Origin of the sequence: Pseudomonas sp. KBN12P06040 (assembly GCF_037574965.1) — a bacterium.
Classification (GTDB): Bacteria; Pseudomonadota; Gammaproteobacteria; order Pseudomonadales; family Pseudomonadaceae; genus Pseudomonas; species Pseudomonas aeruginosa.
Map to the genome: position 1 here is coordinate 3,121,238 of NZ_JBBELS010000001.1, position 13,115 is coordinate 3,134,352.

Annotated in this window: 10 protein-coding genes; 1 reads left to right on the forward strand and 9 read right to left on the reverse strand. The window is 66.6% G+C overall.

The annotated features are described in order from the left end of the window. Positions 1-18: 18 nt before the first annotated feature. The 5 genes from VQ067_RS14740 to VQ067_RS14760 form a co-directional block, all read right to left on the reverse strand. Positions 19-1,665 (reverse strand): acyl-CoA synthetase, encoded by a 1,647-nt coding sequence (locus VQ067_RS14740; protein ID WP_445324206.1) that lies wholly within the window; start codon positions 1,663-1,665, stop codon positions 19-21. Positions 1,666-1,751: 86 nt separating this feature from the next. After that, positions 1,752-2,519 carry an SDR family NAD(P)-dependent oxidoreductase gene (locus tag VQ067_RS14745; protein ID WP_003123438.1) on the reverse strand — a complete coding sequence of 256 codons (768 nt, stop codon included), beginning with the start codon at positions 2,517-2,519 and terminating at the stop codon, positions 1,752-1,754. Then, positions 2,519-3,691, reverse strand: coding sequence for an acyl-CoA dehydrogenase family protein (locus VQ067_RS14750; protein ID WP_003132040.1), 1,173 nt, complete (start codon positions 3,689-3,691; stop codon positions 2,519-2,521). Before VQ067_RS14750 ends, VQ067_RS14745 begins: the two co-directional genes overlap by 1 nt. Before the next feature lie 50 nt (positions 3,692-3,741). After that, positions 3,742-4,098, reverse strand: coding sequence for a DUF6285 domain-containing protein (locus tag VQ067_RS14755; protein ID WP_003089151.1), 357 nt, complete (start codon positions 4,096-4,098; stop codon positions 3,742-3,744). Then, positions 4,095-5,150, reverse strand: coding sequence for a phosphotransferase family protein (locus VQ067_RS14760; protein ID WP_023094045.1), 1,056 nt, complete (start codon positions 5,148-5,150; stop codon positions 4,095-4,097). Before VQ067_RS14760 ends, VQ067_RS14755 begins: the two co-directional genes overlap by 4 nt. A gap of 196 nt (positions 5,151-5,346) precedes the next feature. Between VQ067_RS14760 and VQ067_RS14765 the strand changes: the two genes are divergently transcribed. Beyond that, positions 5,347-7,299, forward strand: coding sequence for a sigma-54-dependent Fis family transcriptional regulator (locus tag VQ067_RS14765; protein ID WP_003132042.1), 1,953 nt, complete (start codon positions 5,347-5,349; stop codon positions 7,297-7,299). A 65-nt stretch (positions 7,300-7,364) separates the two neighbouring features. On the opposite strand, the gene VQ067_RS14770 is transcribed toward VQ067_RS14765, so the two are convergent. The 4 genes from VQ067_RS14770 to VQ067_RS14785 form a co-directional block, all read right to left on the reverse strand. Continuing rightward, positions 7,365-7,868 (reverse strand): hypothetical protein, encoded by a 504-nt coding sequence (locus VQ067_RS14770; protein ID WP_003089145.1) that lies wholly within the window; start codon positions 7,866-7,868, stop codon positions 7,365-7,367. 58 nt (positions 7,869-7,926) lie between these two features. Then, a complete protein-coding gene (locus tag VQ067_RS14775) occupies positions 7,927-10,230 on the reverse strand; it encodes a PqiB family protein (protein WP_023094739.1) in 2,304 nt (767 codons plus the stop codon). Then, positions 10,223-10,843 (reverse strand): paraquat-inducible protein A, encoded by a 621-nt coding sequence (locus VQ067_RS14780; protein ID WP_003132056.1) that lies wholly within the window; start codon positions 10,841-10,843, stop codon positions 10,223-10,225. Before VQ067_RS14780 ends, VQ067_RS14775 begins: the two co-directional genes overlap by 8 nt. 661 nt (positions 10,844-11,504) lie before the next feature. Beyond that, positions 11,505-13,088, reverse strand: a complete 1,584-nt coding sequence (locus VQ067_RS14785; protein ID WP_033989832.1) for an aldehyde dehydrogenase (NADP(+)) — start codon at positions 13,086-13,088, stop codon at positions 11,505-11,507. Positions 13,089-13,115: the final 27 nt, after the last annotated feature.

Sequence of the window (13,115 nt, forward strand, 5' to 3'; positions counted from 1 at the left end):
GCGGGTGCGGCAGCGCCATCAGCTGCCGGCGTCGCCGGCCTCCTCCTCCTGCCGGGCCCACTCGCGCAGGACGAACTTCTGGATCTTGCCGGTGGCGGTCTTGGGCAGTTCGGTAAGCGTCACATGCCGCGGCGCCTTGAAGTGCGCCAGGCGCTCGCGGCACCAGCGGACCAGATCGTCACCCGTGGTTCTGGGTAAGGCATCCGCCCGCAAGGCGACGAACGCGTGGGGTGTCTCGCCCCAGCGCGAATCCGGGCGCGCCACCACCGCGGCCTCGACCACCTCGGGGTGCTGGTAGAGCACTTCCTCGATCTCCAGCGAGCTGATGTTCTCGCCGCCGGAAATGATGATGTCCTTGGCCCGGTCCTTGATTTCCACGTAGCCGTCCGGGTGCAGCACGGCCAGGTCGCCGGTGTGCAGCCAGCCGTCGGCCAACGCGGCGCGGGTGGCCTCGGGGTTGTGCAGGTAGCCTTTCATCACGGTGTTGCCCCGCACTACCAGTTCGCCAAGGGTGCGGCCGTCGGCCGGGACCGGACGGCCGGTGTCGGTATCCAGCACCGTGGCCTCCTCGAGCATCGGGTGGGCGACGCCCTGGCGGCTCATGAACTGGGCCCGGGCCTCCAGCGGCAATTCGTCGACCCCCGGCTGCCACAGGCACAGGGTGCTGGGGCCGTAGCTTTCGGTCATGCCGTAGGCGTGGGTGATGCTGAAGCCGCGTGCTTCCATGGCGGCGATGACCGCGCTGGGCGGCGCGGCGCCGCCGGTGATCACCGATACCGGCACGGCAGGGACACTGGCATGCTCGGCATGGATCAGCATCGACATCACCACCGGCGCGGCGCTCAGGTGGGTCACCGCATGCTCGGCAATGGCGGCGTGGATCGCATCTGGCTGGACCTTGCGCAGGCACACATGGGTGCCACCGGACAGCGTCACCGCCCAGGTATGGCTCCAGCCGTTGCAGTGGAACATCGGCAAGGTCCACAGGTAGACGCTGCGCGGCCCCAACTGGAAGATCAGCGCGCCGGCGCAGGCGTTGAGGTAGGCGCCGCGGTGATGCAGGACCACGCCCTTGGGATCCCCCGTGGTGCCGGAGGTGTAGTTGATGGCGATCGACTGCCATTCGTTCTGCGGCGCACTCAGCGGCCGCCCCGGGTCGCCCTGGGCCAGAAACGCCTCATAGTCCAGGTCGTGGGCGAGGTCGGCGCGCTCGGCCTGATCATCGTCGATGCCCACCAGCAAGGGCGGCGCATCGAGCATGGCCAGCGCCTGCTGGGCCACGGCACCGAACTCACGGTCGCAGATCAGCACCCTGGCCGCGCAGTGGCGCAGGATGAAGGCGATGCTGCGTGCCTCCAGGCGGATGTTGATGCATACCAGCACCGCCCCGGCACCGGGTACGCCATAGTGGGCCTCGAGCATTTCCGGGATATTCGGCGCCAGTATCGCCACCCGCTCGCCCGCTTGTACGCCGACCCGCTCCAGGGCGCTGGCCAGGGCGCAACTGCGCTCGTGCAACTGGCGGTAGCTGTAGCGCCTTGCGCCATAGACCACCGCATCGCGCTGCGGGTATACCTGCGCGGCACGCTTGAGGAACGACAGCGGCGACAGCGGGACATGGTTGGCTTCGTTGGGAGCAAGCTCGTGCTCGAGGGTAGGAACCATCATGGCAGCCACCTCATCGACACATTGCTCGGGTCTTGCACGCACATACATACCTCCTGTTCTTGTTGTTATTGCGCCAGGGCGCGTTACAGGCTGCTGCACAGGTGGCCGCCATCGACCACGATCTCGGCGCCGCTCATGGCCCGCCCGGCATCGCTGGCGAGCAGCAGCAAGGCGCCGTCCAGGTCCGCCGGCACGCTGAAGCGGCGGCTGGGGATACGCGAGCGCAACTTGTCGCCGGCCTCGCTGGCCAGGAACGCCTCGTTCAGGTCGGTCATCACGTAGCCGGGCGCCAGGGCATTCACCCGGATGCCATGGCGCGCCAACTCCAGCGCCATGGCGCGGGTCAGGTGGGCCAGGCCGGCCTTGGCCGCCAGGTAAGGGCCGACGGCACCGGCCACACGGCTGGCGAGGATCGAAGTGACATTGATCAGGCTGCCGCCCTTCCCCGCCGCGACCATGCGCCGGGCACTTTCCTGGGCCACCGCCCAGGCGCCCTTGAGGTTGGTGTCGAGCACGCGGTCCCAGCTTTGATCGTCGCAGGCCAGCAAGGGCTGGCTGTCGCTCACCCCCGCATTGTTGACCAGCACATCCAGCGGGCCGGCGGCATCGAGCACCCGGCAGATATCCTCACGGCAGGTCACATCGAGGGCAAAGGCCTGCGCCCGCCCTCCCGCCACCTCAATGGCCTCCACCAGTGCCTGCAGCGGCGCCTGGCGCCTGGCAGTCACCACCACCTCGGCGCCTGCGGCGGCCAGGGTCATGGCGAAGTGGCGGCCCAGGCCGCTGGAGGCTCCGGTCACCAGGGCGCGGCGCCCGTCGAGGGCGAACAGTCGGGTCAGGTTCGGCTGCATCAGCGGGCCTCCAGGCGCTGGTCGAGCAGTTTCTTCGCCAGGCTCATGCGGTGCACCTCGCTCGGGCCGTCATAGATGCGGAACGGACGAATGTCGCGGAAGATCCGCTCCACCACGGTGTCTCCGGTCACCCCGCGCCCGCCCAGTACCTGGACGCAACGGTCGACCACCCGCCACAGCGCCTCGGCGCTGATCACCTTGGCCATGCTGGAGTCGACATTCGCCCGCCGGCCCTGGTCGAGCACCCAGGCACAGTGCCACACCGCCAGTCGCACCACGTGCAGGTCCATCATGTTGTCGGCCAGCATGAAGCCCACACCCTGGTGCTCGCCCAGCGGCTTGCCGAAGGCGTCGCGGGTGCGCGCATAGTCGCAGGCGATGTCGTGGGCGCGACGCGCGGCGCCGAGCCAGCGCATGCAGTGGGTCAAGCGCGCGGGCGCGAGGCGCACCTGGGCATAGCGGAAGCCCTTGCCGATCTCGCCGAGCACATCGCTCGCCGGAATACGCAGGTTGTCGAAACGCAGCTGCCCGTGGCCACCGGTGAAGCAGCTGTCCAGCGAGTCCAACTGGCGCTCATGGGTGATGCCGTCACGCTTCATGTCGGTCAGGAACATGGTCGCCGTACCATCCTCCATGCGCGCCATGACGATGCCGAAGTCAGCGCCTTCTGCGCCGGTGATCAGCCACTTGCGGCCATTGATCAGGTAGTCGTCGCCATCGCGGGTGGCGGTGGTGCGCAGCATCGAGGGGTCCGAGCCTGAGCCTGGCGCAGGCTCGGTCATGGCGAAGCAGGAACGGGCATGGCCCTGGACCAGCGGGCGCAACCAGCGGTCTTTCTGCGCCTCGGTGGCGACCACGTCCATCAGGTGGATGTTGCCTTCGTCCGGGGCATGGATGTTCAGCGCCACCGGGCCCAGCGGCGAGTAGCCGGCCTCTTCGAAGACGATCGCCTTGGCCACGTGGCTCAGCGCCAGGCCACCCATTTCGCGGCTGGCGTGGGGCGTCAGCAAGCCGGCCGCGCGGGCGCGGGCCACCAGATCCTGGCGCAGGGCGTCGCTGGGGCCGTGGCTGTCCTGGCGGGGGTCGTTCTCGAGCGGGATGACCTGTTCGGCGATGAAGTCTCGGGTCTTGGCCTGCAAGGCGAGCAGTTCGTCCGGGAGGGTGAAGTTCATGGTTGTCCTTCTGGGTGCTTGTCTGTCGGGAATGAGATGGCTGACGCCGTTCAGGGCAAGGCCTTGGGATTGCTGATGGCCAATCGGGCGAGGGTGACCTGGCGCAATGTCTCGACCAGGGTTCTATGGTTTTGCGGGGCGTCATGGCTGCCCAGGCGAATGGCCCGTGCCAGTTGGCGGCGCAGGTCGGGCAAGGCTGCGGGCGCCTCGTCGACCAAGGCGGCCAGACGTGTCCGCTCCTGGTCCTCGGCCAGAGCCCCCAGGCGGCTTTCGCGGGCTGCGATGGCCATGGCATTGGCGATCATCAGGGCCGGGTAACGCAGCTCGCCGGGCAGCGCTGGCAGCAGTTGCTCCAGAAGCGTCGAGCGAGCGATGTCGAGCAGTTCATGGGCATCGGGCTGGGTCATGGCGCTTCGGCTCCGGTCATGTGCAGGATGTCGAGCTCAAGCTCCGGCAGCAGTCGTGCGGTCAGTGCCAGCTCAATGGACGGCTCTTCGCCGGACAGGTGGCGCTGGCCTTGCTGCAGGGCGATCACCGCCCAGCGCAGGGTGGCCATGACCTGCCAGTAGTGCAGTTGGCTGCGCTCGATACGCAGCGGAGACACCTCGTGGTAGCCCCCCAGGAAGTCCTCCAGTTGGCCGATACCGCCGGCCTCGAGGTCTGGGCGGGTGAAGCGCCAGCAGCGGGCGGTGAACCAGCCTAGGTCCTCGCAAGGGTCGCCCCAGCCGGTGAACTCCCAGTCGAGTACGGCTTCGAGTCCCTGTTCGCTGGCCAGGTAGTTGCCGGTGCGGTAGTCACGGTGCAACAGACACAGGGTGCCGTTGTGCGGTGCGTGCAGCTCGCACCAGCGCAGGCCCCACTCCAGCACCGGATAGGCATCGGCGAGGGTGTCGAGGTAGTGGCGATAGGCGTCGATGGTCGCCAAGGCCGGTGAGCGGGTTGGCATCGGCAGGAAATCCAGCGCGGCGCACGGCGGGCGAACCTGATGCAGGCGCGCCAGGTTGGCGCCAAGCTGCGCCGCCAGCTGCGCCCGGCCCTGGGTGCCGGCGCCGGCGCTGAGCAAGCGACCGGCGGCGACACCCGGCACGTACTCCATCAGGAAGAACACCCGCCCATGCACGCGCATATCGCGGCACAGCCACAGCGGGCGCGGTACTTTCACACCGGCCTGATGAACCACTTGCAGCACCGCGAACTCCTGTTCGCGGTCCAGGCTGGCGGGTAGCGCGGAAAGCGCATCGCTGCGCAGCACCCAACGCCGGGCGCCAGCCCAGGGGCCGCCTTCGATCAGCAGGTCCAGCAGCCAGTTTTCCTGGATGGCGCCGCCGCTCAGGCGCTGGCGTGCCTGGATGACCACCCGCTTCGCTGCGGCGTACTCGCGGATGAACTCGACCAGTGGCTGGTCGTCCGGGGCCACGAATGTCTCGCCGTCCCGTACGGTCGTAGGAGGAGTGCTCATGGGGTTGTAGGGCCTGCCTGTAGTCATGTTGTCAGACAGCTTTAGCAACGCCTGGGCCAATTTTCGGGATATGCCTGTAACCCGCGCGCTCTCTGGCGCCAGGCTTTTCCATGGCGCTCGACGAAGCAATCTTGGTTTCACTTTTGCAACGAACTGATTCAGTATCGAAACAATTCAATCCTGAACAGGTTTCGACATGCGTCCTCCCCTTTCCCAGGTCGTCGTGCTGGTCAGTCACCTTCAACGACCTCGGCAGCGCAGTCGCCTCGCCAGCCTGGTGGCCGGCCTGGCGGCGGGCTACCCGGACGTCCATATCGAGGTGCTCGACACCTCGGTATCCGAAGCCCTGCAAACCGCCCGCGATCTCGAACAGCACGGCAAGGCCGACGTGTTCGTCTGTGCTGGCGCCACTGCCGCCTACCTGCGTAGACACCTGGCACGTCCGGTTCTGACGATGCGCGTTGGCGGCGGAGACCTGTTGCGTGCGCTGGAGCAAGCCCGCGAACACTCCTCCCATGTCGCCCTGCTCAGCTACAACCGCATCGACCGGGACCTGCAAGCCATGCGAACGCTGTTCACGGTGCAGGTTCACCAGGTCGCCTACACCACCCTGGAAGAGGCTCGCCAGGCTGTCCTGGAGGTAGCCCGGCTGGGTTGCCGCAGCATCATCGGTTCGTCGACGGTGGTGGAGCTGGCGGAACAGGCAGGCCTGCACGGCGTGCTGTCGCTGAGCGAAGACACTGCGCGCAAGGCGCTCGAGGAAGCCATGGGAGTCCTCGACAGCCAGCGCCTGGAGATCGCCAAGCGGCGGCATCTGGACGCGGTGCTGCAACACATTCCAAGCGGTGTGGCAGCGGTCGACAACCAGGGTGTGGTGCAATCGCTCAACCCTGCCCTTGCCCAGTTGCTGGAGTTGCCGGTCAGCTCGGCTCTGGGTCGACCGTTACAGCAGCTATGCCCGGAGCTTGACCTGCAACAGGCGCTAGAGGATGGCGGTGGCGAGGAAAACCGGGTGATCCGGCTGGGCTCGCACGCCGTGGTCAGCAATCTCCTGCCGATCCTGGAGAATGGCGAGCGTACCGGCCTGGTGCTCACCTGCCAGGACATCACCGCCGTGCAGCGCGCGGATCAACGCATCCGCTCCACTCGCCGTCCAGGTGCCTTCACCGCGCGTTACCGGCTCGAACAACTCAACGGCGCGAGCAAGGCCAACCGTGAGATGTTGCAGCTGGCCAAGCGCTTTGCCGCCAGCCATTCGACCATCCTGATCACTGGCGAAAGCGGCACCGGCAAGGAACTGCTCGCCCAAGGGATCCATAACGAGAGCCCTCGCCGGCACGGGCCTTTCGTCGCCATCAACTGCGCGGCGTTTCCCGAGTCGCTACTGGAAAGCGAACTGTTCGGCTACGAGGAAGGCGCCTTCAGCGGTTCGCGCAAAGGCGGCAAGCCCGGCCTGTTCGAGGCGGCGCACCGTGGCACGCTGTTCCTCGACGAGATCGGCGACATGCCTGTGTCGCTGCAGACTCGCCTCCTTCGTGTATTGCAGGAGCGAGAGGTCTTGCGCCTGGGCGGCACCGAGCCGATCTCCATCGACGTGCGCATCGTCGCCGCCACCCACAAGGACCTGGGGGCCGCCATGAAGGATCGCGAGTTTCGCACCGACCTGTATTACCGGCTGAATATCCTGCGCTTGCAGACCACTCCCCTGCGCGAGCGGCCCGAGGACATTCCTCTGATTTGCCAGGGAATCAGCCAGCGCCTGCTGGTCCAGGGCCAGCCACCGGGTGCCGCAGGCATAACGACGCTCCTGCTACCCTACCTCGTCCGCCATTCCTGGCCCGGAAACGTCAGGGAACTGGAGAATGTCATCGAACGGGCGATGCTCTCCGCCAGCGAAATCTTCCATGAGCACGGCGTGGATGAGCATTACCTGGCTCGCGTGCTGCCCGAGCTATTCGAAGGCCAGCCTCAGCCCAGGTCCCGGAAAGAGCCATCGCGCACAAAGGATTTGCACGCCATCGGCAAAACCGCGCAGTTGCGCTACATACAGGAGACGCTGGACAGCTGCCAGGGCAGCCTTGACGAGGCTGCGCGTCGGCTCGGGATCAGCCGGACCACGCTGTGGCGGCGGCTTCGTTCGGCACGCTGAGCAAAACGATGCGCCTGGGCGATGCGGAACTCGCCCAGGCATGGACGCGGCCGGTGCCGTGAAACTCAATTGATCAGCGGAACCTGCTTGCCGATCTGCAACGCCTCCAGCGCGTCCAGTTGCGCTTCGATCTGCAGGAAGCGCATGGCCCGCCGAGGTGACATCTTCTCGGCCACTTCCTGCACGTACCGGTGCAGCACGGCCAGCTGTTTCTCCTGCAATCCCCGATAGAGGTCGACCATCCTCGAAGCTTCCGCGTCGGTAATGCTGCCGGAACCATAGGCGCGGGCATATTCGAGCAGGAGCTGGAATGTCTCCTTGTGCAGGCTGTCCGTCTCGCCTCGGTAGCGTGAATAGATCGGCCAGAACGTCTCGGCTTCGGTACCGTCCAGCGCCATGTTTGCCTCGACCATCCGTTTGCGCTTGTAGTTGATGGTTTCCAGCTGGTTCCTGATCTTTTCCTTGTGCTCGTTCATCACCTGCTCGACCGATGGCAGGGGTTCGTCGGCATGAGCGGCAAGGGAAAGGGTCGCGACCAGGGTGGCCACGAAAAGCAAGCGCCTGGACATCGGCGTTCTCCTTCTGGGTTGATCGAATGGATTCATGCTGCCGCGGTGCGATGCGACATCAACGGGCCCCGCGCCTCAGGGCGATCCTGGGCGCCCACTCCAGCCATTCGTCATTGGCCGAATCGAACAGGGCGAAGGTCTGCCCCGGCTTGGCGGGCTCGCCCATCTGCGCATTGTTCGGGGTGGCGAAGGCAATGCCGCCCTCCATCAGCGCCTCCATCGACTCGGTGCGTAGCGACAGACCCTTGAACAGGCTGGCGTCGACGCCGAAGCCGCTGGCATTCCAGAAACGGCTGCCGGTACGCACCAGCGGTACGTAGCGCGGTTCGATGAGGATGCTGATCAGCACCCGGTCGGCCTGTTCGCCCAAGGCCAGGTCGACGACCTTGCCCACCGGGATCTGCCGGTAGGTCACCAGGTTGCCCGGCTTGATCGAGCCCTTGCGCGGCGCGCTGAGGGTCAGCCGCAGGCCGTTTTCCCGGCCCAGCAGGTTGGGCGCTTCGGCGAGAGTCTGGAAGCGTGCCTGGCGCTCGCCCGGCGTGCTCGACGGCAGCGCCTCGATATAGGGGCCGCTGACCAGGGTTCCGAGGTTCTCGGTACGCAGCAGGCCGAGCGCCGGACGCACCACCCAGAAGCGGGTTCCGCTGCGGGCGACGCGCTCGCCGGCGGAAGTCAGGCGGGCCTTCATCTGTACCCCGGAGAGGTCCGGGTTCAGCTCGACGCTTTCGATCTTGCCGATGTCCAGGCCCTTGAAGCGGATCGGCGTGCCTTCGCGCAGGCCGTCGGCATTGTCGATGCTCAGCTGGATCTCCACGCCACGGGCCATCGCCGCCTCCTCGCTGTCGAAGAGGGTGAAGCGACGCACCTTGGTCACGGTCGGCGCCTTCGGATCGAGGGTGTCGAAGGAAATCCCGCCGGTGATCAGGGTCTGTAGCGACTCGCTCTTCACCTGCACGCCGCTGAGGTTGCCGGTCAGGGTGATCCCGCTGGAGTTCCAGAAGCGCGTCGAGGTATTCACCAGGTGCGCGTACTCCGGCTCGATGTGCACACCCACTACCACTCGCTGGCGGTCGCGCGACAGCTGGTAGCTCTGCACGCTGCCGACGCGGACCTGGCGGTAGAGGATCGGCGCGCCGATGTCGATCGAGCCGAGCTTGTCGCTGGTCAGCACCAGGTGCAGGCCGGGCGCGTCGGTGTTCAGCGGCGGCGCTTTCGGGCGGATGGTGAACTCGCGACTCGGCGCGCCGCTCTTGGCGAAGCGCACGTCGATGTAGTTACCTTTCACCAGGGCCTCGAGGCCGGTGATGCCGGCCAGGGAGATGCTTGGCTTGACGGTCCAGAACTCGGTGCCTTCCAGCAGCATGTCCTCGACCCGCGGATCCATCGCCAGGTCGGCAGTGGCGCTGCTGTAGTCCTTGTCCATGTCGATCGACTTGACCAGACCGACCTGCACGCCGTTGAACATCACCGGGGTGCGGCCCGGATCGATGCCGCTGACGTCGTTCATCTTCAGCTTCACGCGCAGACCGGCCTGGGCCGCGTCGTAGTCGTCGTACAGGCGGAACGGCTTGCTCGGATCGGTCGGCGGGCTGTCGCCTCGACTATCGGAAGTAGCGAAAGCGATGCCGCCGGCCGCCAGGGTCAGCAACGATTCGCTACGCACCTTGAAGCCGGACAGGCCACCGGAAATGGAGATGCCGCTGGCGTTCCAGAATCGCGTGTGCTTGCGCACCAGGTCGGCGTAGGCCGGCTCGATGTGCACCTTGATCTCGATGGTCCTCTGGTCATCGCCCAGCTGGAAGCTCTTCACCTGGCCGACCTGGATCTGCCGGTAGAACACCGGGCTGCCCTGCTCCAGGGAGCCCAGGCGATCGGCCTTGAGGGTCAGGTGCAGGCCGGGCAGCCTGTCGGAAAGGGGGGGCGGCTGCTTCAGCGCGGTGAAGTTGCGTTCTTCCTTCTCGCCCTTCACCGGATCGACCGCGATGTAGACTCCAGAGACCAGGGTTTCCAGGCCGGTGACGCCAGCCAGGGAAACCCGCGGCTTGACCAGCCAGAAGCGGGTACCCTTGCTCAGGTACTGGCGCGCCTCCTTGTCCATTTCGATGGTGGCCACCACGCCCTTGATATCTTCGCTGACATCCAGCGCGACGACCTTGCCGACCGCGATGCCCTTGTACAGCACCTCGGTCTTCTTCGCCTGGATGCCATCGCTGCTCTCGAAGCGCACCTGGATCAGCACCCCTGCCTGGTCGTAGGCGCGCCAGCCCAGCCAGGCCCCGATAGCCAGGGCCACCAGCGGCAGCACCCAGATCGCCGACCAGTTCGAGGTCTTGTGTTTCTTCGGGCTTGGCAAATCACTCATTCTCGTCGTCCAGATTGGTGTTGTCCCAGATAAGCCGGGGGTCGAACGTCACGGCGGCGAGCATGGTGAGCACCACCACGCTGGCGAAGGCGGCGGCGCCGAGATTGGCCTCGATGCTCGCCAGGTTGCCGAAATTGACCAGCGCCACGAGGATGGCGATGACGAAGATATCGAGCATCGACCAGCGCCCGACCCATTCGATGAAGCGGTACATCATGATTCGCTGGCGGGCCGACATCGGCTGGTGCCGCTGCACCGAATAGAGCAGCAGGGCGATGCCGACCAGCTTGAAGGTGGGGACGACGATACTGGCGACGAACACCACCAGGGCGATGGGAAGCATGTCGGCCTGGATCAGGGTCACGACCCCGCCCATGATGGTCGCCGGGGAGCCCTTGCCGAGCATGTTGACGGTCATGATCGGCAACAGGTTGGCGGGAACGTAGAGAATCATCGCCGAGATCAGCAACGCCCAGGTACGGGCAATGCTGCTCGGCCGCCGAGGATGCAGCTTCGCGCCGCAGCGACTGCAACGCGGATGCTCGTTCCCGTCGGCGCGATTCAACTGGTGGCACTCGCCGCAGACCAGAATGCCGGCATCGATCGCACGCATTGTCGTTCTCCAGGATCTCTGCCGGGACGGTGATGGTTTGTCGTCGTCCAGCGCGGCGGCCAACCTGTGCCTTGCCCGGCAGGGAATGGGCACGGGGAAACCACCTGTCGGGGGAGGCTGCCGTCGGAAGACGATTCTGTTCGGGGCGTTACAGCGATGGCATGGGTTCGGCCACTCACGCGCATCAGTTGTCCGCTCGGCTCGATCTGGCCAGGCTGGGCCGGACTCGCTATTCATGCCGCTTGGACGACGATCGAGCGCTGGGATCGCATGATGCTTATATAGTTCACATGAGTCAATATTGTCTCATGTGTTTTTCACCATCGCGCTATACGGAGCCAAGCGGCGATCCTGCCAGGGGGGCATCATGGCATTCGCCACGGAAGGAAGGACCCCCGGAGAGATTGTGGCGCGCCTCCTGTCTCATGCCGATGCAAGTGGCGGTATCGGCCGAGAATCCCTCGACACCGAGAAGCGGCTTTTCCGCGTCCAGGCATGGGACGATAGGAGCACTCGGGTAGCCCTGGATCGATACTCGCTTTGCTCATTCGGGGTACAGGCAGGAACACCGGCGGGCCTCTTCCGGGGCTCCTCCAGTGTCCTGCTGCACACCTCTGAGGCTCCGATATCCTCCGACCCTCGTCTTTGCCCGGTTCCTCTTTCAGTCAATCGCCGCCCGCGTCTCAACCCCGTCCACCAACCGCGCAATCCCCAATGGGTTGCCATCCTTCAGCGCTTCCGGCAGCCACGCGTCCGGGTAGTTCTGGTAGCACACCGGGCGCAGGAAACGCTCGATGGCCAGGGTGCCCACCGAGGTGCCTCGGGCGTCCGAGGTGGCCGGGTACGGACCGCCGTGGACCATCGCGTCGCAGACTTCCACGCCGGTCGGATAGCCGTTGAGCAGCAGGCGCCCTGCCTTCTGTTCCAGGAGCGGTACCAGGTCGGCGAAGGACGCCAGGTCTTCCGCTTCGGCGATCAGGGTCGCGGTGAGCTGCCCGTGCAGCCCATGCAGCGCGCGCTTCAGTTCGGCGTGGTCGGCGACCTCGACGACCACGCTGGCCGGGCCGAAGACTTCTTCCTGCAGCAACTCGTCGCCCTCCAGCAGCAGGCTGACGTCCGCCTGGAACAGTTGCGGCCGGGCCTGGCGGCCCTCCTGCGGTTGCCCGGCGAGATGGCGGACGCGCGGGTGGGCGTGCAGCGCCGCCAGGCCTTTTTCATAGCTGGCCAGCGTGCCGGCGTTGAGCATGGTCTGCGCCGGCTGGTCGTCCATGCGGGCGGCGAAGCGTTCGAGGAACGCCGAGAATTGCGCAGAGCGGATGCCGATGACCAGCCCGGGATTGGTACAGAACTGGCCGCAGCCGAGCACCACCGAGGCGCTCAGTTCGTCGGCCACGGCCTCGCCGCGCTTCTTCAGCGCCGCCGGCAGCAGCACCACCGGGTTGATGCTGCTCATCTCGGCGAACACCGGGATCGGCTGCTCCCGGGCGGCCGCCATGTCGCAGAGGGCGCGGCCGCCCTTCAGCGAACCGGTGAAGCCGACCGCCTGGATCGCGGGGTGGCGGACCAGCCGCTCCCCTACTCCGCCGCCGTAGATCATGTTGAACACGCCCGCCGGCATGCCGGTGCGCTCGGCCGCGCGGAGGATCGCTGCGGCGACCCGTTCGGCGGTGGCCATGTGTCCGCTGTGCGCCTTGAACACCACCGGGCAGCCGGCGGCCAGGGCCGCGGCGGTATCGCCGCCGGCGGTGGAGAACGCCAGGGGGAAGTTGCTCGCGCCGAACACCGCCACCGGGCCGAGGCCGATCCGGCACTGGCGCAGGTCGACGCGTGGCAGCGGCTTGCGTTCGGGCCGGGCGCGGTCGATGCGCGCGCCATGGAAGTCGCCGCGCCGCAGGACTTCGGCGAACAGGCGCAGCTGGCCGCTGGTGCGGCTGCGTTCGCCCTGGATGCGCGTGGCCGGTAGCGCGGTTTCACGGCAGACGATGGCGACGAAATCAGCGTCCAGCGCGTCGAGTTCGGCGGCGATGGTATCGAGGAATTCCGCGCGGCGGCTGGCCGGCAGTTGCCGGTAGTGCGGGTAGGCGCTGGCGGCGGCTTCGGCGGCGGCGTCCACTTCTTCCGGGGTGGCTTGCACGAAGCGGTACGGCAGCGCCTCACCGCTGGCGGCGTCGAGGCTTTGCAGGAAGAGCGTGCCGGCCGCGCTGCGGGCGCCGCCGATGAAGTTGTGTCCGAGGATGGCTGTCATGTCGACCTCATACAGGGGAAGCCCCGC